This is a genomic window from Klebsiella sp. JN_Kp127 (assembly GCF_040062505.1).
GTDB classification, from domain to species: Bacteria; Pseudomonadota; Gammaproteobacteria; order Enterobacterales; family Enterobacteriaceae; genus Klebsiella; species Klebsiella quasipneumoniae.
The window spans coordinates 66,546-89,570 of record NZ_JBEAHS010000034.1 but is presented as its reverse complement, the minus strand read 5'-3'; the positions used below and the strand labels follow the sequence as shown (position 1 = coordinate 89,570).

Below are 23,025 nucleotides of genomic sequence, written 5' to 3'. Positions count from 1 at the left end.
AGTCGGCGGATCGCATGTGTGATGATCGTCACGTTATGCTGTAATAAGTGAAAGGAATATATTCTAACTTAATGAATATGCTATCATTATTATAAGGTGCTAGCAGTGCGATGTTCAGATTACTCCGGGTTTTCCCGGGTTAATTCCGTACTTCTTCACAACTCTATCCACAGAAAAAGTGAATAAAATCGGACGCCGGGCGCTTTCGCTGTTTATAACTCTGGCAATTACTGTGAGTTATTCAAATGTTATCCGTTCTCAGTGTGCGAACAGAGTGGTTTACCGTTTCCGACGAGTGTGAAACAATCATTCACATTGAAGCTTATCTTGAGGTAGTCCGGTGATTGATGACGATGGCTACCGCCCAAATGTCGGTATTGTAATCTGTAATCGTCAGGGCCAGGTCATGTGGGCCCGACGCTATGGTCAGCACTCGTGGCAGTTCCCGCAAGGGGGCATAAATCCAGGAGAATCCGCAGAGCAGGCGATGTATCGGGAATTGTTTGAAGAGGTCGGGTTAAGCCGTAAAGATGTGCGGATCCTTGCCTCAACCCGTAACTGGCTGCGTTACAAGTTGCCTAAACGTTTGGTGCGTTGGGACACAAAGCCGGTTTGTATCGGCCAGAAACAAAAGTGGTTTCTTTTGCAGTTGATCGGTAACGACGCGGACATCAATATGCAAACCAGCAGCACACCTGAATTTGATGGCTGGCGCTGGGTGAGTTACTGGTACCCGGTGCGTCAGGTGGTGTCGTTCAAACGCGACGTCTACCGCCGGGTGATGAAAGAGTTCGCCAGCGTCACTATGTCGCTGGCGGAGAGCGCACCTAAGCCGCAAAGCGCGCCTGCTTATCGACGTAAAAGAGGTTAAGCCACGCACATTATGCTCACTCGGTTGCGAGAAATAGTCGAGAAGGTCGCGAGTGCGCCGCGTTTAAACGAGGCGCTGGATATTCTGGTGACGGATGTCTGCCAGGCGATGGAGACGGAAGTCTGCTCGGTTTACCTGGCTGACAATGATCGACGCTGCTATTACCTGATGGCTACCCGCGGGTTAAAAAAACCTCGCGGGCGCACCGTTGCGCTGGCGTTCGATGAAGGCCTGGTGGGGCTGGTTGGCCGCCTGGCGGAGCCCATCAACCTCGCCGATGCGCAAAAACACCCCAGCTTCAAGTATATTCCCGCCGTCAAAGAGGACCGCTTCCGCGCCTTCCTTGGCGTGCCGATCATCCAGCGCCGCCAGCTGTTGGGCGTGCTGGTGGTCCAGCAGCGTGAGCTGCGCCAGTTTGATGAAAGCGAAGAGTCTTTCCTCGTCACTCTCGCCACCCAGATGGCGGCGATCCTCTCCCAGTCCCAGCTGAACGCCCTGTTCGGTCAGTATCGTCAGACGCGCATTCGCGCTCTGCCGGCCTCTTCCGGGGTGGCGATCGCCGAGGGCTGGATGGACGTCAGCCTGCCGCTGATGGAGCAGGTGTATGAAGCCTCGACGCTGGACACCGCCTCGGAACGTGAACGCCTGACCGGCGCGCTGGAAGAAGCGGCCAACGAGTTTCGTCGCTACAGCAAACGCTACGCCGCCGGCGCGCAAAAAGAGACGGCGGCGATCTTCGATCTCTACTCGCACCTGCTCTCCGACGCCCGCCTGCGTCGCGAGCTCTTTGCCGAAGTCGACAAAGGCGCCGTCGCCGAGTGGGCGGTCAAAAAGATCATCGAGAAGTTCGCCGAACAGTTTGCCGCGCTGAGCGACGGCTATCTAAAAGAACGGGCCGGCGACCTGCGCACGCTGGGTCAGCGTCTGCTGTTCCATCTCGACGACAGTATTCAGGGACCTAACACCTGGCCGGCGCGCATTATCCTCGTGGCGGACGAGCTGTCGGCCACCACCCTCGCCGAGGTGCCGCAGGATCGTCTGGCCGGCGTGGTGGTGCGCGATGGCGCTGCCAACTCCCATGCCGCCATTATGGTGCGGGCCCTTGGCATCCCAACGGTGATGGGCGCCGATATTCAGCCCTCGCTGCTGCATGGCCATACGCTGATTGTCGATGGCTATCGCGGCGAGCTGCTGGTGGATCCTGAACCTGTTCTGTTGCAGGAATATCAGCGGCTTATCAGCGAAGAGAACGAGCTCAGCCGCCTGGCGGAGGACGATCTCCAGCGCGCATCGGAGCTGAAAAGCGGCGAACGGGTGAAAGTCATGCTCAACGCCGGCTTAAGCCCGGAGCACGAAGAGAAGCTCGGCAGCTTTGTTGACGGTATTGGTCTGTACCGTACCGAAATTCCTTTTATGCTGCAGAGCGGCTTCCCCTCAGAAGAGGAGCAGGTCGCCCAGTATCAGGGCATGCTGCAGATGTTTAACAGCAAACCGGTGACCCTGCGTACTCTGGACATCGGCGCGGATAAACAGCTGCCGTACATGCCGATCAGTGAAGAGAACCCGTGCCTTGGCTGGCGCGGGATCCGCATCACCCTCGATCAGCCGGAGATCTTTTTGATCCAGGTGCGAGCGATGCTGCGCGCCAACGCCGCCACCGGCAACCTCAGCATTTTGCTGCCGATGGTGACCAGTCTGGAAGAGGTCGATGAGGCCCGTCGGCTGATCGATCGCGCCAGCCGGGAAGTCGAAGAGATGATCGGCTACGCCATCCCGCGTCCGCGTCTGGGGGTGATGCTGGAGGTGCCGTCGATGGTCTTTATGCTGCCGCAGCTGGCCAGCCGGATCGATTTTATCTCGGTAGGCACGAACGACCTGACCCAGTACCTGCTGGCCGTCGACCGTAACAATACCCGGGTCGCCAGCATGTATGACAGCCTGCATCCTGCGGTATTGCGGGCGCTGGCGATGATCGCCCATGACGCGGAGCGCTTTGGCATCGATCTGCGACTGTGCGGCGAGATGGCAGGCGACCCGATGTGCGTGACGATCCTCATCGGTCTCGGTTATCGCCATCTGTCGATGAACGGCCGCTCGGTGGCGAGGGTGAAATATCTGCTGCGCCGCATCGATATCGAAGAGGCGCAGGAGCTGTCGCGTCGCAGCCTCGAAGCCCAGATGACCGCCGAGGTGCGCCATCAGGTGGCGGCCTTTATGGAGCGGCGCGGTCTCGGCGGCCTGATCCGCGGCGGGCGGTAGCGGTAGCCCGGGTGAGGCGTAAGCCGTAACCCGGGAATCCTCTGTTCGCACCCTCCGGCAAAATAGGATACCACCGGGAAAACGGCATTCTATTAGCATCCGTATACATATCTTTTACACGCCGGCGCGGATCGCACCCCAGGCTTATGCTATGATTCGCCTCCTTCGGCGTGCCCGTTTTAATCGGGCATGGATCATCACCGCTGTCCACTTTCGGCGGAATAACAAGTCTTTATGGTGACAGATGAATAGTGGCTACCTGCATTTTCCGGAGTTCGATCCGGTCATTTTTTCTCTAGGCCCGGTCTCCCTCCACTGGTACGGTTTAATGTACCTGGTGGGCTTTGTCTTTGCGATGTGGCTGGCCACCCGTCGGGCGAATCGTCCGGGCAGCGGCTGGACGAAAAATGAAGTGGAAAACCTGCTTTACGCGGGCTTCCTCGGCGTCTTCCTGGGCGGCCGTATCGGCTACGTGCTGTTCTACAACCTGCCGGTCTTTCTTGCCGATCCGTTGTATCTGTTCCGCGTCTGGGACGGCGGCATGTCGTTCCACGGCGGCCTGATCGGCGTGATCCTGGTGATGATTATCTTCGCCAGACGCACCAAACGGACCTTCTTCCAGGTCTCCGATTTTATCGCGCCGCTGATCCCGTTTGGCCTTGGCGCCGGGCGTCTGGGCAACTTTATCAACGGCGAGCTGTGGGGCCGCGTGGACCCGAGCTTCCACTACACGATGATTTTCCCGGGCTCCCGTGCTGAAGACCTGGCGCTGCTGCCGACCCACCCGGAATGGCAATCGCTGTTTGATACCTATGGCGCGCTGCCGCGCCACGCGTCGCAGCTGTACGAGCTGGCGCTGGAAGGCGTGGTGCTGTTCCTGATCCTGAACCTGTTTATCCGTAAACCGCGCCCGACCGGTTCCGTTTCCGGCCTGTTCCTGATTGGCTACGGCCTGTTCCGCATTATCGTGGAATTCTTCCGCCAGCCCGACGCACAGTTCACCGGCGGCTGGGTGCAGTACATCAGCATGGGGCAGATTCTTTCGATCCCGATGGTGCTTGCGGGTATCATCATGATGGTTTGGGCTTACCGCCACCGTCCGCAGCAACTGAATTCTTGAGGAACCATGAAACAGTATCTTGATTTGATGCAGAAAGTGCTCGCCGAGGGCACGCCAAAAAATGACCGCACCGGCACTGGCACGATCTCTATTTTCGGCCATCAGATGCGTTTTAACCTGCAGGAAGGCTTCCCGCTGGTGACCACCAAGCGCTGTCATTTACGCTCCATCATCCATGAACTGCTGTGGTTCCTGCAGGGTGACACCAACATCGCCTATCTGCACGACAACAACGTCACCATCTGGGACGAGTGGGCAGATGAAAATGGCGACCTGGGGCCGGTTTACGGCAAACAGTGGCGTTCCTGGCCTGCGCCGGACGGTCGTCATATCGACCAGATCAGCACGGTGATGGACCAGCTGAAAAACGACCCGGACTCCCGCCGGATCATCGTTTCGGCGTGGAACGTCGGCGAGCTGGATAAGATGGCCCTGGCGCCGTGCCACGCCTTCTTCCAGTTCTATGTCGCCGACGGCAAGCTCTCCTGCCAGCTGTATCAGCGCTCCTGCGACGTCTTCCTCGGCCTGCCGTTCAACATCGCCAGCTACGCGCTGCTGGTGCATATGGTGGCGCAGCAGTGCGATCTGCAGGTCGGCGATTTCGTCTGGACCGGTGGCGATACCCATCTGTACAGCAACCATCTCGAGCAGACCAATCTGCAGCTGAGCCGCGAACCGCGTCCGTTGCCGAAGCTGGTCATCAAACGCAAGCCCGCGTCGATCTTCGACTACCGCTTTGAAGACTTCGAGATTGAAGGTTACGATCCGCACCCGGGAATCAAAGCGCCAGTGGCGATTTAACCCCCTCTGCAGATATGACCAACCGGCGTCCAATGGCGCCGGTTTTTTTATGCCGTTTTCACCACCTGAATGGGGTGGCAGCCCTCGTCGCCATTAGGATAGGAACGCTTCATCCCGCCCCTGGCCACAGGCGGTTGTGGGCGGGAATGTTGGAAAGAGGCTCGCAAAAAAATGTTCTGCTGTTGATCATACAAACCTTTTTTGCGTGTCTGGCCGGGAAAGCTATTTTCCGTCGTCGCGCCAGGGCTAACCGCCGCGGCATACTCTGCGCCATGAACAGAGAACATGGCTATACCCTGATGGAAACCCTGGTGACGCTGACGTTAATGATGATCCTCAGCGTCGGCGGCCTGTACGGCTGGCAGCGCTGGCAGCAGCAGCAACGACTGTGGCAAACCGCCGTCCAGGTGCGGGATTTCCTGGTCTTCCTGCGCGATGACGCCAACGCCTACAACCGGGACCGCGTGCTTCGCGTCGGCCAGGATGAAGAGGGCTGGTGCCTGAGTGCGCAGGGGGAGGCGCCGGCGTGCGCCTCCGCGTCGACCTTAACGCTGCGCCCGCGCTGGCCGGGGATCTCGCTGGCAGGCGTCACGCCTGGCCTGGGATTCTACGGACTGCGCAGCACCGCCTGGGCGGGGAATCTGCGGCTGCAGAGCGAGGCCGGCAGCTGGAGCATTGTGATTTCACACTGGGGGCGGATTCGTTTATGCCGCAGCGACAGCGCGGGAGGGTGCCAGTGAGCCGCCGCGGGTTTTCCCTTGCGGAGGCGCTTATCGCCATGGCGATAGGCTCGCTGCTGCTGATTGGCGCCTGCCGCTTTCTACCCGCCCTGCAGCGCCATATTCTGCGCCAGGGCGAACAGCTGGCCCTGGAGAACGAACTGTGGCAGCGGGTGCATGCCGTGGGTAAACATCTGCAGCGCGCCGGATACTGCCGGGGAGCGTGCGGCGGAGCCGGACTGGAGCTTGCCGGCGACGGCGAGTGCCTGATTGTGCGCTGGGACGCGAACAGCAATGGGACATGGGAAACCTCCCCTGCGGCAGCGGCGGAGAGCACCGGCTTTCGCCTGCGCGACGGCGCGCTGGAGACTTTGCGCGGAGCCAGCGACTGCCGCGGCAGCGGATGGGAGAAAATCACCAATCCGGCCGCTATCGTGGTGACGCGCTTTGCGGCGCAGCGTCTGCTGACCGAGGGCTTCGCGCCGGAGCTGATCGTGACGCTGGCGGCGCGCTCTGCCCGGCAGGCGGGTCTGGCGGCCGAGGTGGAGCAGCGGGTGACGGGGTATAACCTGTGATCCGCCAGCGTGGAATGTCGTCGCTGCTGATGGTGCTCCTGTTGCTGACTCTCGGTAGCCTGCTGCTTGAGGGGCTTAATCTGCAGCAGCGGGCGCTGCTGGCGCAAACCGCCAGCGAAACGCAGGCGATCCGCGATACGGCTGTGGCCCATTCGGCGCTACAGTGGGGAAAGCAGCAGGCCTGGTCGGCACAGGCGCCGCTGGCCTGCCGCGAGCAGGCGCAGCAGGGCTGGCGCGCCTGTCTGCGCATCTTCGACGACGGTTCGCTGCTGCTCAGCAGCGCCAGCGGCGAGGTGCAGGTCTGGCAGTCCGGCGAGGTGCGCGGCGGGCAGGTGCGTTTCTCCGCCCATGGCTGGAGCGATTTTTGCCCGCTCAGGGAGGTGAGCTTATGTCAAATGCCATGAAGCGCCAGCGGGGTTTTAGCCTGCCGGAGACCGTGCTGGCGATGGCGCTGATGGTGCTGACGGTCGCCGCGCTGGGCGGCTATCAGCGCGGAATGGCGCAAGGGGTCCACCAGCTGAACCAGACGCGTCAGCTATGGCGCGACGCCTGGCGCTATAGCCAGCTTTCCGCGCCGCCTCCGCCGGCAGGCGAGCAGGTAAGCCGTATGCAGACATCGACGCAAAGATGTGTCAGCATCACGGTAACGATCAGTATGCCCGTTGCAAAGCGGGCGCAGATGACCCGGCTGCATTGCCCGGTCAGCCAGTAGTCAGGAGCAATTATGTTAAGGGTATACCACTCAAACCGGCTGGATGTTCTCGAGGCGTTGATGGAGTTTATCGTCGAGCGCCAGCGGCTGGATGACCCTTTTCAGGCTGAAATGGTGCTGGTGCAGAGTACCGGTATGGCGCAGTGGCTGCAGATGACCCTGGCCTCGCGCTTCGGAATTGCCGCCAACATCGAGTTTCCGCTGCCGGCGAGCTTTATCTGGGATATGTTCGTGCGCGTCCTGAAAGATATCCCTGGCGAAAGCGCCTTCAGCAAGCAGAGCATGAGCTGGAAGCTGATGACTCTCCTGCCACAGCACCTGGAAGAAGACGATTTTATCCTGCTGCGCCAGTATCTGAGCGATGACGGCGACAAACGCAAGCTGTTTCAGCTGGCCGCCCGGGTAGCGGACCTTTATGACCAGTATCTGGTCTATCGCCCGGAATGGCTGATGCGCTGGGAGGCCGATCAGCGGGTTGACGGCCTCGGCGACGCCCAGCAGTGGCAGGCGCCGCTGTGGAAAGCGCTGGTGCGCTATACCGCCGAGCTCGGTCAGCCGCAGTGGCACCGCGCCAATCTCTATCAGCGCTTTATCAGCGCCCTGGAAAAGGCGGATGAACCGCCCGCCGGGCTGCCGTCGCGCGTCTTTATTTGTGGAATTTCCGCGCTGCCGCCGGTCTACCTGCAGGCGCTGCAGGCGCTGGGTAAGCATGTCGATGTCTATGTGCTGTTCACCAACCCCTGCCGCTACTACTGGGGAGATATTAAAGATCCGGCGTTTCTGGCGAAGCTACTGTCGCGTCAGCGACGCCATCACCGCGAGGCGCGCGCGCTGCCCCTGTTCCGCGACGCCGGGCAGGCGCCAGGGCTGTTTAATGACGCCGGGGAGCAGGATGTCGGCAACCCGCTGCTCGCCTCCTGGGGCAAGCTGGGACGCGACTATATCTACCTGCTGGCGGGGCTGGAGCGCTATGAGGAGCTGGACGCCTTTGTCGATATCGTTCCTGATAACCTGTTGCATAACCTGCAGTCGGATATCCTCGAACTGCGCAACGCGGCGGTGGCCGGGCAGAGCGCAGAGGCGTTCGCTCACAGTCGCGACAAACGTCCGCTGGCGCAGGATGACCGCAGCCTGAGCATTCACGTCTGCCACAGTCCGCAGCGTGAGGTGGAGGTTCTGCACGATCGGCTGCTGGCGATGCTGGAGGCGGATCCGACGCTCACGCCGCGGGATATCATCGTCATGGTGGCGGATATCGATAGCTACAGCCCCTATATACAGGCGGTGTTTGGCGCCGCCAGCGGCGACCGCTGGCTGCCGTGGGCGATCTCCGACCGCCGCGCCCGGGAGTCGCACCCTGTGCTGCAGGCGTTTATCACGCTGCTCTCGCTGCCCGACAGCCGCTTCGCCAGCGAAGATGTGCTGGCGCTGCTGGACGTGCCGGTGCTGGCGGCGCGCTTTAACATCAACGAAGAGGGGCTGCGCTACCTGCGCCAGTGGGTCAACGAGTCCGGGGTCCGCTGGGGAATGGATGACGACAACGTCCGTGAGCTTGACCTGCCGGCGACCGGCCAGCACACCTGGCGGTTCGGCCTTACCCGCATGCTGCTGGGCTACGCGATGGACAGCCGGGAGGGCGAATGGCAGTCGGTGCTGCCCTATGACGAATCCAGTGGTTTGATCGCCGAGCTGGTGGGTAACCTCGCATCGCTGCTGATGCAGCTTAACCTGTGGCGACGCGGTCTCGCCCAGCAGCGGCCGCTGGCGGAGTGGCTGCCGGTCTGTCGCGATCTGCTGAATGACTTTTTCCTGCCGGACAGCGAGACCGAAGCGGCGCTGGCGCTGATTGAGCAGCAGTGGCTGGCGGTGATTGATAGCGGTCTGGAAGCGCAGTATGGCGACCAGGTGCCGTTGACGCTGCTGCGCGATGAGCTGGCCCAGCGCCTCGATCAACAACGGATCAGCCAGCGCTTTCTCGCCGGCCCGGTCAACATCTGCACCCTGATGCCGATGCGCTCTATTCCTTTCAAAGTGGTTTGCCTGCTGGGGATGAACGATGGGGTTTATCCGCGAACGCTGCCGCCGCTGGGCTTTGATTTAATGAGCCAGAAGCCGCAGCGCGGCGACCGCAGCCGGCGCGATGATGACCGCTACCTGTTCCTTGAGGCGCTGATGTCCGCCGAACAGACGCTGTATATCAGCTACATCGGCCGTTCTATCCAGGACAACAGCGAGCGCTTTCCCTCGGTGCTGGTGCAGGAGCTGGTGGATTACATCGGCCAGAGCCACTGTCTCGCCGGCGACGAGGAGCTTGATTGCGACGCCAGCGAGGCGCGGGTTAAAGCCCACATCACTCACCTGCATACCCGCATGCCGTTCGACATCGCCAATTTCCAGGAGGACGAGAACAAGAGCTACGCCCGGGAATGGCTGGCTGCCGCCGGCCAGCAGGGTGAGGCGCATAGCGACTTCATTCAACCGCTTACCCCGCCGCCGATAGACAGCCTGCCGTTCGAGCAGCTCCTGCGCTTCTGGCAGCACCCGGTTCGCGCGTTCTTTCAGCAGCGTCTGCGGGTCAATTTCCGTGCGGAAGAGGATGATATTCCCGATGACGAGCCCTTCACCCTGGAAGGGCTGAGCCGTTATCAACTGAACCAGCAACTGCTCAATACCCTTATCGAGGAACAGGACGCCTCGGCCATGTTCCGCCGCTTCCGCGCCGCCGGCGAGCTGCCGTATGGCGCCTTTGGCGAGCTGGTGTGGGAGACGCAGCGTCTGGAGATGCAGGCCCTGGCCGAGCGGGTGAAAGCCGAGCGCCAGCAGGCGCAGAGCATGGAGATCGATCTCCAGTGCGGCGGCGTAAATCTGACCGGCTGGCTGCAGCAGGTGCAGCCGGACGGGCTGCTGCGCTGGCGGCCTTCGCTGCTGAGCGTCTCCCAGGGGATGCAACTTTGGCTGGAACACCTTGTCTACTGTGCCAGCGGCGGCACCGGCGAGAGCCGGCTGTTTGTGCGTAAAGAGGGAGAGTGGCGTTTTCCGCCGCTGGCGCCCGCCGAGGCGCAGGCGTACCTTAATGAGCTGGTGGATGGCTATTTGCTGGGGATGTCGCAGCCGCTGCTGCTGCTGCCGGAAAGCGGTGGCGCCTGGCTGAAAGCCTGTTATGACGCCGAAAAGGATGTCATCGTAATGGACGAAGAGACGCAGCAGAAAGCGCGGAGCAAATTCCTGCAGACCTACGAAGGTAACATGGTGGTCAGCGGGGAGGGCGCCGATATCTGGTATCAACGCCTGTGGCGTTCGCTGGAGCCGGCGCATTACGAAGAAATCATTGCCCAGACGCAGCGTTATCTGTTACCGCTATATCGTTACCATCAGTCCACACAAATTTAAATAGTATAAAAATTGCGCAGTGAATGGCGGTTCATTTATTATGCGCAACGTATCACGGACTGATGGACATAAAAGGCTGCACGCCGTGCAGCGCAAGTTTGTTAATGATGAGGTTCGTGAATGCCCCGCAGTTTATGGTTCAAGGTTTTTGTAGTGCTGGCCGCCCTCTGGGCGCCGTTGAGTCAAGCCGACACCGGATGGCAGCCTGTTCAGGAGACGATCCGCAAAAGCGAAAAAGATACGCGTCAGTATCAGGCGATCCGTCTTGATAACGACATGGTCGTGCTGCTGGTTTCCGATCCGCAGGCGGTGAAATCGCTGTCGGCGCTGGTGGTGCCGGTGGGATCCCTGCAGGATCCGGCCGATCATCAGGGGCTGGCGCATTTTCTGGAACATATGACGCTGATGGGGTCGCAAAAATATCCCCAGCCTGACAGCCTTGCAGAGTTTCTTAAGCTGCACGGCGGCAGCCATAACGCCAGCACCGCGCCCTACCGCACCGCGTTCTATCTCGAAGTGGAGAATGATGCGCTGGACGGGGCCGTAGACCGGCTGGCCGACGCCATCGCCGCGCCGCTGCTGGATAAAAAATATGCCGACCGCGAACGTAACGCGGTCAACGCCGAGCTGACGATGGCCCGGACGCGAGACGGGATGCGCATGGCCCAGGTCAGCGCAGAAACCATTAACCCGGCTCACCCGGCGGCCCACTTCTCTGGCGGCAACCTCGAGACGCTTAGCGATAAGCCCGGCAACCCGGTACTTGATGCGCTGCACACCTTCCGCGATAGCTGGTACTCCGCCAACCTGATGAAAGCGGTGATCTACAGCAACAAGCCGTTGCCGGAGCTGGCGCGCATGGCCGCTGACACCTTTGGCCGCGTGCCGAATCGTCACATCAGCAGGCCGGAAATAAGCGTCCCGGTGGTAACCGATGCGCAAAAAGGCATCATTATTCACTATGTGCCGGCGATGCCGCGTAAAGTGCTGCGCGTCGAGTTTCGCATCGACAACAACAGCGATCGTTTCCGCAGCAAAACGGATGAACTGGTCACTTACCTGATCGGCAACCGCAGCCCGGGGACGCTCTCCGACTGGCTGCAAAAGCAGGGACTGGCGGAAGGTATCCGCGCGGATTCTGATCCGGTGGTGAACGGCAACAGCGGCGTGCTGGCGATCTCGGCCACCCTCACCGATAAAGGCCTGGCGCACCGCGACGAAGTGACGGCGGCCATATTCAGCTACCTCAACCTCCTGCGTACCCAGGGCGTCGACAAACGTTACTTTGACGAGTTGGCGCATGTGCTGGCGCTGGATTTCCGCTATCCGTCGATCAACCGCGACATGGATTACGTGGAATGGCTGGCGGATACCATGATCCGGGTGCCGGTCGAGCATGCGCTGGACGTGGTCAACATTGCCGATCGCTACGACCCGCAGGCGATCAAAGACCGGCTGGCGATGATGACTCCGCAGAACGCGCGCATCTGGTATATCAGCCCGCAGGAACCGCATAACAAGACCGCTTATTTTGTCGATGCGCCGTATCAGGTGGATAAGATCGGCGAGCAGACGTTCGCTGACTGGCAGCAAAAAGCGCAGGCGATCAAGCTGCAGCTGCCGGCGCTCAACCCCTATATTCCGGATGATTTCACCCTCATCAAAAGCGATAAAGCCTGGCCGCACCCTCAGCTGATCCTCGATGAGCCGACCCTGCGGGTGGTTTATGCCCCGAGCCAGTATTTCGCCAGCGAGCCGAAGGCGGATATCTCTCTTGTGCTGCGTAATCCCCAGGCGATGGACAGCGCTCGCCGGCAGGTGATGTTTGCCCTCAACGATTATCTCGCCGGCATCGCCCTCGATCAGCTCAGTAACCAGGCGGCGGTCGGCGGCATTTCGTTCTCCACCGGCGCCAATAACGGGTTAATGGTCAATGCCAACGGCTACACCCAGCACCTGCCGGCGCTGTTCAGCGACCTGCTGCAGGGATACTTCAGCTATACGCCGACCGAGGAGCAACTGGAGCAGGCCAAATCCTGGTACGCGCAAATGATGGACTCCGCTGAGAAGGGCAAAGCCTACGATCAGGCGATAATGCCGATCCAGATGGTCTCCCAGGTACCGTATTTCCAGCGCGAAGTACGCCGGGCGCTGTTGCCTTCCATCACCTTGCAGGAAGTGCTCGACTACCGCGCCAACCTGAAAACCAAGGGGCGCCCTGAACTGATGGTGATCGGCAATATGTCCGCCGATGCCGCCACGACGCTGGCTCGCCAGATCCAGCAGCAGCTGGGCGCTGACGGCAACGAATGGTGCCGCAATAAAGACGTGGTGGTGAACCGGCAGCAGCTGGCGATCTTCAACAAAGCGGGCAACAGCACCGACTCCGCGCTGGCCGCGGTGTTTGCGCCGCCCAACGTGGATGAGTTCAGCAGCACCGCCGCCAGCACCCTGCTGGGACAGATTATTCAGCCGTGGTTCTACAACCAGCTGCGCACCGAAGAGCAGCTCGGCTACGCGGTCTTTGCCTTCCCGATGAACGTGGGGCGCCAGTGGGGCATGGGCTTCCTGCTGCAGAGTAGCGATAAGCAGCCGGCTTTCCTCTGGCAGCGGTTCCAGGCCTTCTTCCCCACCGCGGAGGCGAAGCTGCGGGCGATGAAGCCGGAAGAGTTTGCCCAACTCCAGCAGGCGGTGATAAGCCAGATGCTGCAGGCGCCGCAGACGCTGGGCGAAGAGGCATCGAAACTGAGCAAAGATTTCGATCGCGGTAATATGCGTTTTGATTCACGTGATAAAGTAGTGGCTCAGATTAAACTGCTGACGCCGCAAAAACTTGCCGATTTCTTCCATCAGACGGTGGTGGATCCGCAGGGCATGACGATATTGTCCCAGATTTCCGGTAGCCAGAATGGCAAAGCGGACTACGCCCAGCCGGCAGGCGGCAAAGTGTGGGAAAACGTCAGCGCATTGCAGCAATCCTTACCCCTGATGCGAGAGAATGAATGACCGACACCGCTGAGTCTTTGGATCCCCTGCGCTTGCCCTTGAGGGGCGAGCGCCTGATAGAAGCCTCTGCGGGCACCGGAAAAACCTTTACCATCGCCGCGCTGTATCTGCGGCTGCTGCTGGGGCTGGGCGGCGAGGCCGCCTATCCCCGCGCCATCAGCGTTGAAGAGCTGCTGGTGGTGACCTTTACCGAGGCGGCGACCGAAGAGCTGCGCGGACGTATCCGCAGCAACATCCATGAACTGCGCATCGCTTGTATGCGCGGTGAATCCGACAACCCGCTCTACAGCGCGCTGCTGGCGGAGATCGCCGATAAAGACGATGCCGCGAAGACCCTGCTGTTGGCCGAACGGCAGATGGACGAGGCGGCGGTGTTCACCATCCACGGTTTTTGCCAGCGGATGCTGAGCCTTAACGCCTTCGAGTCGGGCATGCTGTTCGAGCAGCAGCTGATCGAGGATGAATCCCGCCTGCGCTATCAGGCCTGCGCCGACTTCTGGCGCCGTCACTGTTATCCACTGACCCGCGATATCGCGGCGGTGATCCATGACGTGTGGAAAGGGCCGCGCGACCTGCTGAAGTCCCTTGACCGCTGGCTGCAGGGCGAAGCGCCGCAGCTCAAGTCGCCGCCAGCCGCCGACGAGACGCTGGCCAAACGCCATCAGCAAATCATCGGCCGCATTGACTCGCTCAAGCAGCAGTGGCGCGAGCAGGTGGGGGAGATCGAAGGCGTGCTTGAAGATTCCGGCCTTGACCGGCGGAAGTTCAATCGCGGCAACCAGGGCAAATGGCTTGAGAAAGTGACCGCCTGGGCGCAGGAAGAGACGTTGAGCTATCAGTTGCCCGACGCGCTGGAGAAATTTGCCCAGTCGTTTCTGCTTGAGCGTACCAAAGCCGGTGGCGAACCGCCCGTGCATCCTCTGTTTAGCGCCGTCGAATCGCTGCTGGCCTCGTCGCTGACGCTCACCGATCTGGTGCTGGCGAGAGCGATGGTCGAGATCCGTGATGCGGTCGCGCGCGAAAAGCGCCGCCGCGGCGAGCTGGGATTTGACGACATGCTCAGCCGGCTTGACGAGGCGCTGCGCGGCGACAGCGGCGAGGCGCTGGCCAGCGCCATTCGCCAGCGTTTTCCGGTGGCGATGATCGATGAGTTTCAGGATACCGACCCCCAGCAGTACCGGATTTTCCGCCGTATCTGGCGCCAGCGTCCGGAGACGGCGCTGCTGCTGATCGGCGATCCGAAGCAGGCCATCTACGCCTTTCGCGGCGCCGATATCTTTACCTATATGAAAGCGCGCGGCGACGTTGCCGCGCACTACACGCTTGACACCAACTGGCGCTCCTCGCCTGGCATGGTGGGTAGCGTCAACCGGCTGTTCAGCCTCAGCGATAACCCCTTCATGTTTCGTGAGATACCGTTCCTGCCGGTGAAGTCGGCGGCGAAGAACCAGGGGTTGCGCTTTACCGTTGACGCGGCGGATGTCCCGGCGATGAACGTCTGGCTGATGCCCGGCGACACCGTTGGCGCCGGCGATTATCAGACGTTTATGGCCCAGCTCTGCGCCACGCAGATCCGCGACTGGCTGAGCGCCGGTCAACAGGGGCGCGCACGGCTGTGGCGTGGGGAAACCTCGCGCCCGGTGCAGGCTTCGGATATTACCGTGCTGGTGCGCAACCGGCTGGAGGCGGCGCAGGTGCGTGAAGCGCTGCAGACGCTGGGCATCCCCTCGGTCTACCTCTCCAACCGCGACAGCGTTTTTGAGACGCTGGAGGCCCAGGAGCTGCTCTGGCTGTTGCAGGCGGTGTTGTCCCCGGAGCGGGAAAATACCCTGCGCAGCGCGTTGGCGACCTCAATGTTTGGCCTGACCGCGCTGGATATTGAAAACCTCAACCAGGATGAGCAGGCGTGGGACGCGCTGGTGGAGGAGTTCAGCGAATACCGCCAGATCTGGCGTCAGCGCGGGGTGATGCCGATGCTGCGGGCGCTGATGACGGCCCGGCACATCGCCGAGAACCTGCTGGCGACCCGGGGCGGCGAGCGGCGCTTAACCGACATACTGCACATCAGCGAATTGCTGCAGGAGGCGGCCAGCCAGCTGGAAAGCGAGCATGCCCTGGTGCGCTGGCTGACGCAGCATATCGCCGAGCCGGACAGCAACGCCGCCAGCCAGCAGATGCGTCTCGAAAGCGATAAGCACCTCGTGCAAATCGTCACTATTCACAAGTCAAAAGGACTGGAATATCCCCTGGTCTGGCTGCCGTTTATCGCCCGGTTTCGCAAACAGGACCAGGCGTTCTATCACGATCGCGAGACGTTTGCGGCGGTGCTGGATCTGGGCCAAGATGAGGCCAGCCTCGAGCTGGCGGAGGCGGAACGGCTGGCGGAAGATCTGCGCCTGCTGTACGTCGCCCTGACCCGCGCGGTCTGGCACTGCAGCCTTGGCGTGGCGCCCCTCAGCAGTCGAAAGTCCGGCAACAGCGATTTTCATCTGAGCGCCCTCGGGCGGCTGCTGCAGGCGGGCGAAGCCATGGATGCCGCCGGGCTGGCCGCGCGTTTAGCGGACTTCTGCCATGGCGATATTGCATTACAGAGACCTGGCGAGCTGGATCTGACCCCGTGGCAGGCGCCGGCGGCGAGCATTCCCCCGCTGTCGGCGCGCGAGCTGCAGCGCCGCATCGCCGACGACTGGCGGGTGACCAGCTATTCCGGGCTGCAGCAGCATGGTTTCAGCGGCGGACAGGATCTGCTGCCGCGTCTGGATGTCGATGCCGCCGGCGTCGGCGAAGTCGTGGAAGAGCCGCAGCTGACCCCGCACCAGTTTCCGCGCGGCGCCGCGCCGGGAACCTTCCTGCACAGTCTGTTTGAGGAGCTGGACTTTACCCAGCCGGTGCCGGACGGGTGGATGGCGGAGAAACTGCAGCTGAGCGGGTTTGACGCGCAGTGGGCGCCGGTGCTGACCGACTGGCTGGGGGGCGTGCTGCAGACCCGTCTGCCGGGGCCGGATATCGCGCTCAATCAGCTGGCGGCGCGGGATAAACAGGTGGAGATGGCATTTTATCTGCCTATCGCCCAGCTGCTGACGGCGGAGCGCCTTGACGCGCTTATCCGCCAGTACGATCCCCTTTCCGCCGACACGCCGCCGCTGGATTTCCGCCAGGTGCGCGGCATGCTGAAGGGCTTTATCGATCTGGTCTTCCGCCATGAAGGCCGCTATTACCTGCTGGATTACAAATCGAACTGGCTGGGGGAAGATCGCGAGGCCTATACCCGGCCCGCGATGGAGCAGGCGATGCGGGCTCACCGCTACGATCTGCAGTATCAGCTGTACAGCCTGGCGCTCCACCGCTATCTGCGCCACCGGCTGGCCGATTACGACTATGACCGCCACTTCGGCGGCGTGATTTATCTCTTCCTGCGCGGCATGGACGGGCAGGAGGGGGGGCAAGGGATCTTCACCACCCGGCCGGTGCGACCGCTGATTGACGGTCTGGATCAGCTTTTTGCCGGAGAAACTCAGGAGGAGGCCTCATGACTTTCGAACAACTACTGCTGGCGGCGGTGGAGCAGCGTCTGCTGCGGCCGCTGGACGTCCAGTTTGCCCTGATGGTGGCGCAAAACGACCCGCCGGCGGTCAAGCTGGCGGCGGCCTTGCTGAGCCGGGACGCCGGCGAGGGGCACGTATGCCTGCCGCTCTCGCGGCTGAGCGGCGACGAGGCGCTCGGTGGGAAAGCGGGGGAGATCCGCGATCGGCTGCTGGCCGAAGCCGGCGCGCCTGAAGACTGGCCCGCGCTGCTGCTCGCTTCGTCGGCGGTGAGCGGCGGCGATGCCCCGGCGCCGATGATCTTATGCGGCGACCGGCTCTATCTGAACCGGATGTGGCGCAACGAGCTGACCGTCGCCCGCTTCTTCAACGAAGCCAACCGGGTGCTGGAGATGGATGAGGCCCGGCTGACGTCAACCCTGAACGCTCTGTTCCCTGCCACCGGCGAAACCGACTGGCAAAAAGTGGCCGCAGCGGTGGCGCTGACCCGCCGCATCTCGGTGATCTCCGGCGGTCCCGGGACCGGGAAGACCACCACCGTGGCCAAACTTCTGGCGGCGCTAATCCAGATTGAAGACAGTCCGCGCTGTCGTATTCGCCTGGCGGCGCCGACGGGGAAAGCGGCGGCGCGTCTGACCGAATCGCTGGGCGCGGCGTTGAGAAAACTGCCGCTGACCGACGCGCAGAAAGCGTTGATTCCCACCGAGGCCAGCACGCTGCATCGTCTGCTGGGCGCCCAGCCCGGCAGCCAGCGCATGCGCTATCACGCCGGCAACCCGCTGCATCTGGACGTGCTGGTGGTGGATGAAGCCTCGATGATCGACCTGCCGATGATGTCGCGGCTCATCGATGCGCTGCCGGCTCACGGGCGGGTGATCTTCCTCGGCGATCGCGACCAGCTGGCCTCCGTGGAAGCGGGGGCGGTGCTGGGGGATATCTGCGCCTGGGCGAGCTCGGGCTACACCGCCGCGCGGGCGCAGGAGCTGACCCGGCTGACCGGTTCACCGGTACCAGCGGGCGAGGGAGCTATCGCTGGCGCGTTGAGAGATAGCTTGTGCCTGCTGCAAAAGAGCTATCGCTTCGGCAGTCACTCCGGCATTGGGAGCCTGGCGCGGGCGGTGAACGCTGGCGCGCGCGCGGAGGTGAAGGCCACGCTGCGCCAGCCGTTTGACGATATCGCGCTTCATCCCCTCAGCACGACCGAAGAGTACGAAGCCATGCTCGGCGCGGCACAGCAGGGCTATGAGCGCTACCTGCAGCTGCGCCGCGAGCGGGCGGAACCGCAGGCGATGCTGGCCGCCTTCAGCGAATTTCAGCTGCTGTGCGCGCTGCGGGAAGGGCCGTACGGCGTGAGCGGCGTCAATGAGCGGCTGGAGCAGCGGCTCAACCGTCAGCGGGCGATCGCCCTGCCGCGCCACTCCCGCTGGTATGACGGTCGGCCGATTATGATCGCGCGCAACGACAGCGCGCTGGGACTGTTTAATGGCGATATCGGGATAGCGCTGGAGCGCAACGGCGAGCTGAGGGTGTGGTTCCTGATGCCCGACGGCGCCATCAAGTCGGTGCAGCCGAGCCGCCTGCCGGAGCATGATACCGCCTGGGCGATGACCGTGCATAAATCGCAGGGATCGGAGTTCGACCATGCGGCGCTGATCCTGCCGGCGCGCAGCGTCCCGCTGGTGACGCGCGAACTGGTCTACACCGCGATCACCCGCGCGAAACAGCGGTTGTCGCTCTATGCCGACGAGCAGGTGTTCTCCCAGGCCATTGTGACGCGAACCGAGCGGCGAAGCGGCCTGACGGAGATCTTCGCCGGGCACAAAGCCCCCTGAGATGCCGCGTTTGGGCGACGGGTAGCGTGACGACGCTCCTCGACGGCTGGGCGCATATCGGTGAGCCAGCGAGGTAAAGGGTCTACGCGAAAAGCAGAATTCTACCCGCGAGCCGCAGACAGCGTGCCGGCCAGGCGTAGCAGGGGACTGGCCCGGGGAGCGATAAACGCCGTTTTATCCCGGGCCGTTAGCAACAGCGAAGAAGGGCTTAAGCGAGGTCGGCCATCAGCACCTTCGACCGGCGCTGATAGTTATACATCTGCTTTTTACTCTCCGGCAGCAGGTCGATATCCACCGGCGTGAAGCCGCGCTCCTGGAACCAGTGGATGCTGCGGGTGGTTAACACAAACAGCTTGCTCAGCCCCATCTGTCTGGCCTGGGCGGCAATACGCTCCAGCAGCACCTCTCCCCGCGACGAGCTCCGGTAATCCGGATGCACCGCCACGCAGGCCATTTCGCCGATCTTCTCTTCCGGGAAAGGATAGAGGGCGGCGCAGGCGATAGTGGTGTTATCCCGCTGAATAATAGTGAATTTGTCGATCTCCATCTCCAGCTGCTCGCGGGAGCGGCGCACCAGGATGCCCTGCTGTTCCAGCGGGCTTATCAGCTCGAGAATACCGCCGATATCGTTGATGGTCGCCCGACGGATTTGCTCTGCGCTCTCCATGACGATCTGGGTGCCGATGCCGTCGCGTGAGAATAGCTCCTGCAGCAGCGCGCCATTCTCCTGATAGCTGATCAGGTGGCAGCGCCGCACGCCGCTGCGGCAGGCCTTCACGGCCCCGCGCAGGAAGCGCACGGTACCGGAGTTATAATCTTCGTCCGCTTCCAGCTCTTCGACGCGGGCCTGCGCTTCATTGGGGAACAGTTCGGAGACAATTTCCCCGGCCTGGTTGTAAACCCCTTGCGAAGAACAGAAGCCGATCATTTTCTCTGCTTTCAGCTTGATGGCCAACTGGGTGGCGATCTCTTCCGAAGTCAGGTTAAAGCTTTCGCCGGTGACCGACACCGCGACCGGCCCCATCAGCACAATGGCGCCGCTGTCGAGCTGGCGATGAATCGCCTCTTCGTCAATGCGGCGAATGCGGCCGCTGTGGCAATAATCAACGCCGTCATCAACGCCCAGCGGCTGGGCAATGATAAAGTTGCCGCTGACGACGTTGATATGGGCTCCCTGCAATGGGGTGTTGTTGAGGCTCATCGACAGGCGGGCGGTGATCTCCAGCTGCAGCATCCCCGCCGCCTGCTTAACCAGCTCCAGCGTTTTGGCGTCAGTCACTCGCGTCTGCTTGTGATAGACCGGCTCGTGATGGTGCTCGGCGAGGTTAGCGTCAATCTGCGGGCGGGCGCCATAGACCACTACCAGGCGAATGCCCAGGCTATGCAATAACCCTATGTCATTGACAATATTTGAGAAATTTTCATGCTCAATGGCTTCGCCGCCCAGCATGATGACAAACGTTTTTCCCCGATGGGCATTAATATAGGGAACAGAATGGCGGAATCCTTCTACCAGTTCAGTGCGACGTTCCTTCACCATGACAAACCCTCAATGCATGATTATTCGTAATTATTGTATTTTTATTCTGTTTTGCCGTTAAACGCAAGCCCCAATTTGAGGCTAAGCCCTGAAAAACATGTGACCCGGCGCAGGGTGTCAATGAATGTTTACCCTTTTATAGATGACAGGTTATATGCCTTTCGTTAAAGTTTCTGGTCAATCTGTTTGTTTTGGGTATAAATGCGTTTTATTGCTTGGGAGTGGCATGTCGGGAAACAACTCTGGATTAAGCCGTCGCCGTCTGCTGCAGGGCGCGGGCGCCATGTGGTTAATGAGCGTGAGCCCCGTTGGGCTGGCCGCCGCCGCGCGGGTGGTTGCCGTTCGCGTCTGGCCTGCATCGACCTACACGCGCGTCACGGTGGAATCGAATCATGTGCTGAAATACCGGCAGTTTGCCCTCAGTAATCCGGAACGGGTGGTGGTGGATCTGGAAGGGGTTAATCTGAACTCGGTGCTGAAAGGCATGGGAGGGCAGATCCGCGATGACGATCCCTTTATTAAGTCCGCCCGCGTGGGCCAGTTTGATCCGCAAACCGTGCGCATGGTCTTCGAGCTCAAGCAGAACGTTAAGCCGCAGCTGTTTGCCCTTGCGCCGGTGGCCGGCTTTAAAGAGCGTCTGGTGATGGATCTTTACCCCGCCAACGCCACCGATGTGCAGGATCCGCTGCTGGCGCTGCTCGAGGATTACAACAAAGGCGATCTGCAGCGTCAGGTACCGCCGGCGCAAAGCGGGCCGCAGCCGGGCAAAGCCGGGCGCGATCGGCCGATTGTCATTATGCTCGATCCCGGCCACGGCGGCGAAGATTCGGGCGCTGTGGGCAAGTATCGCACCCGCGAGAAAGACGTGGTGCTGCAGATTGCCCGTCGCCTGCGGGCGCTGATCGACAAAGAAGGCAATATGAAGGCCTATATGACCCGCAACGAAGACGTGTTTATCCCGCTGAAGGTGCGTGTCGCCAAGGCGCAGAAGCAGCGCGCCGACCTGTTCGTATCGATTCACGCCGACGCCTTTACCAGCCGCCAGCCCAGCGGCTCCTCGGTGTTTGCGCTCTCCACCAAGGGAGCCACCAGTACCGCGGCAAAATATCTCGCCCAGACGCAGAACGCCTCGGATCTGATCGGTGGGGTCAGCAAGAGCGGCGATCGCTATGTCGACCACACCATGTTCGATATGGTGCAGTCCCTCACCATCGCCGACAGCCTTAAATTTGGTAAGGCGGTGCTGGAGAAAATGGGTAACATCAATAATCTGCACAAAAATCGGGTAGAGCAGGCGGGCTTTGCGGTGCTCAAGGCGCCCGATATCCCCTCCATTCTGGTGGAGACGGCGTTTATCAGTAACGTGGAAGAGGAGCGGAAGCTGAAAACGGCCAAATTCCAGCAGGAGGTGGCCGAGTCGATCCTTGCCGGGATTAAAGCGTACTTCGCCGACGGCGCGACGCTGGCCCGGCGTGGATAACCACACAGGAAAAGGATATGGCCTTACTGAAAAGCGCCCATGGCGGCAATATCCGCGAGGCCGCCGCCCTGCTGGGCATTGCCCCCAACGAGCTGCTGGATTTTAGCGCCAACATCAATCCGCTGGGAATGCCGGAAAGTTTAAAGCGCGCAATTCTCAACAATATGGACTGCGCTGAACGCTATCCCGACGTTGAGTATCAGCAGCTGCACCTTGCGCTGGCGGAACATCATCATATTCCTGCGTCGTCGATCCTTGCAGGAAACGGCGAAACTGAAGCGATTTTTACCCTGGTTCAGGGGCTGAAACCGCGCCAGGCGATGATCGTCACTCCGGGTTTTGCCGAATATCGCCGGGCGCTGCAGTCGGTGGAGTGCGCGGTGCGGGAATTTCTGCTGCGCGAGGAGGATGGCTGGCAGCTCACCGGAGCGATTCTTGACGCCCTGACGCCGGATCTGGACTGCTTATTTCTCTGCACGCCGAACAACCCAACCGGCCTGCTGCCCGATCGTCGACTGCTGGCGCTGATTGCTGAACGCTGTCAGTCGCTGGACATCGCCCTGATCCTCGATGAGGCGTTTATCGATTTTATCCCCGATGAGCCGGGATTTATTCCGCTTCTGGCCCACAATCCGCACGTGTGGGTGCTGCGTTCGCTCACCAAATTTTATGCCATACCTGGCCTGCGCCTGGGGTATCTGGTCAATGGCGATGCGCGGGCGGTGGCAAGAATGCGCGAGCGACAAATGCCGTGGTCGATAAATGCTTTTGCCGCCCTGGCGGGGGAGATCATTCTCCAGGATAGCGCCTACCAGCAGAAAACCTGGCAGTGGCTGGCGGAGGAAGGGCAGCGCTTTTATCATCAACTGCGCCATATTCCCGGCCTGACGGTCTATCCCGGACAGGCAAACTATCTGTTTCTGCGCTGCGACGTTGCAGATCTGGATCTGCAATACGCGATGCTGCAGCAGCACATCCTGATCCGCAGCTGTGCCAATTATCCAGGGCTCGACGGGCGCTACTTTCGCGTCGCGATCCGCAGCCAGCAGGAAAATACCCGGCTGCTGACGGCCTTCAGGCGGGTATTTAACGAGTAGATGTCTGCCGCTATTGTTCGTCTGCGGTTCTTCCCGGCTCGCGCTGTGCTTAGCCGGGCTACGGGTTCATAGCCGTCTGCG

General features: G+C 61.2%; 15 protein-coding genes. 14 read left to right on the top strand and 1 reads right to left on the bottom strand.

The annotated features are described in order from the left end of the window. The first annotated feature begins 340 nt into the window (after positions 1-340). The 12 genes from rppH (at position 341) to recD (ending at position 18,827) form a co-directional block, all read left to right on the top strand. Entirely contained in the window at positions 341-871 is a 531-nt protein-coding gene (rppH, locus tag ABLV04_RS11980) for an RNA pyrophosphohydrolase (protein ID WP_004205443.1), read from the top strand. A 12-nt stretch (positions 872-883) separates the two neighbouring features. Then, on the top strand, positions 884-3,130 hold the full coding sequence (ptsP, locus tag ABLV04_RS11975) for a phosphoenolpyruvate--protein phosphotransferase (protein ID WP_023290901.1): 2,247 nt from the start codon (positions 884-886) through the stop codon (positions 3,128-3,130). A gap of 244 nt (positions 3,131-3,374) precedes the next feature. Beyond that, positions 3,375-4,250 carry a prolipoprotein diacylglyceryl transferase gene (lgt, locus tag ABLV04_RS11970; RefSeq protein ID WP_004205445.1) on the top strand — a complete coding sequence of 292 codons (876 nt, stop codon included), beginning with the start codon at positions 3,375-3,377 and terminating at the stop codon, positions 4,248-4,250. A 6-nt stretch (positions 4,251-4,256) separates the two neighbouring features. Then, on the top strand, positions 4,257-5,051 hold the full coding sequence (thyA, locus tag ABLV04_RS11965; RefSeq protein WP_023319077.1) for a thymidylate synthase: 795 nt from the start codon (positions 4,257-4,259) through the stop codon (positions 5,049-5,051). A gap of 188 nt (positions 5,052-5,239) precedes the next feature. Beyond that, a complete protein-coding gene (locus ABLV04_RS11960; RefSeq protein ID WP_032453981.1) occupies positions 5,240-5,791 on the top strand; it encodes a prepilin peptidase-dependent protein in 552 nt (183 codons plus the stop codon). After that, positions 5,788-6,345, top strand: a complete 558-nt coding sequence (locus tag ABLV04_RS11955) for a prepilin peptidase-dependent protein (protein WP_180266115.1) — start codon at positions 5,788-5,790, stop codon at positions 6,343-6,345. Before ABLV04_RS11960 ends, ABLV04_RS11955 begins: the two co-directional genes overlap by 4 nt. After that, on the top strand, positions 6,342-6,749 hold the full coding sequence (locus ABLV04_RS11950; RefSeq protein WP_048298203.1) for a DUF2509 family protein: 408 nt from the start codon (positions 6,342-6,344) through the stop codon (positions 6,747-6,749). The genes ABLV04_RS11955 and ABLV04_RS11950 overlap by 4 nt, the downstream gene beginning before the upstream one ends. Further along, positions 6,734-7,057: a prepilin-type N-terminal cleavage/methylation domain-containing protein gene (locus ABLV04_RS11945; protein WP_023290895.1), complete on the top strand. Its 324-nt coding sequence runs from the start codon at positions 6,734-6,736 to the stop codon at positions 7,055-7,057. The genes ABLV04_RS11950 and ABLV04_RS11945 overlap by 16 nt, the downstream gene beginning before the upstream one ends. A gap of 12 nt (positions 7,058-7,069) precedes the next feature. Next, positions 7,070-10,447, top strand: a complete 3,378-nt coding sequence (gene recC, locus ABLV04_RS11940) for an exodeoxyribonuclease V subunit gamma (RefSeq protein WP_023290894.1) — start codon at positions 7,070-7,072, stop codon at positions 10,445-10,447. Between the two features lie 120 nt (positions 10,448-10,567). After that, a complete protein-coding gene (ptrA, locus tag ABLV04_RS11935) occupies positions 10,568-13,453 on the top strand; it encodes a pitrilysin (RefSeq protein WP_032453972.1) in 2,886 nt (961 codons plus the stop codon). Continuing rightward, a complete protein-coding gene (gene recB / locus ABLV04_RS11930) occupies positions 13,450-16,986 on the top strand; it encodes an exodeoxyribonuclease V subunit beta (protein ID WP_180266114.1) in 3,537 nt (1,178 codons plus the stop codon). Before ptrA ends, recB begins: the two co-directional genes overlap by 4 nt. Then, a complete protein-coding gene (recD, locus tag ABLV04_RS11925) occupies positions 16,983-18,827 on the top strand; it encodes an exodeoxyribonuclease V subunit alpha (RefSeq protein ID WP_180266113.1) in 1,845 nt (614 codons plus the stop codon). The genes recB and recD overlap by 4 nt, the downstream gene beginning before the upstream one ends. A gap of 208 nt (positions 18,828-19,035) precedes the next feature. Here the strand turns inward: recD and argA are convergent, their stop codons facing one another. Beyond that, complete coding sequence (gene argA, locus ABLV04_RS11920; protein ID WP_004149616.1) at positions 19,036-20,367, bottom strand: amino-acid N-acetyltransferase; 1,332 nt, start codon at positions 20,365-20,367, stop codon at positions 19,036-19,038. Positions 20,368-20,593: 226 nt separating this feature from the next. On the opposite strand from argA, the gene amiC reads away from it, so the two are divergent. Next, the gene (amiC, locus tag ABLV04_RS11915) at positions 20,594-21,847 is read left to right on the top strand and encodes an N-acetylmuramoyl-L-alanine amidase AmiC (protein ID WP_023290890.1); all 1,254 of its coding nucleotides are present in this window, start codon (positions 20,594-20,596) and stop codon (positions 21,845-21,847) included. Between the two features lie 17 nt (positions 21,848-21,864). Continuing rightward, entirely contained in the window at positions 21,865-22,944 is a 1,080-nt protein-coding gene (cobD, locus tag ABLV04_RS11910; RefSeq protein WP_048298196.1) for a threonine-phosphate decarboxylase CobD, read from the top strand. The last annotated feature ends 81 nt before the right edge of the window (positions 22,945-23,025 follow it).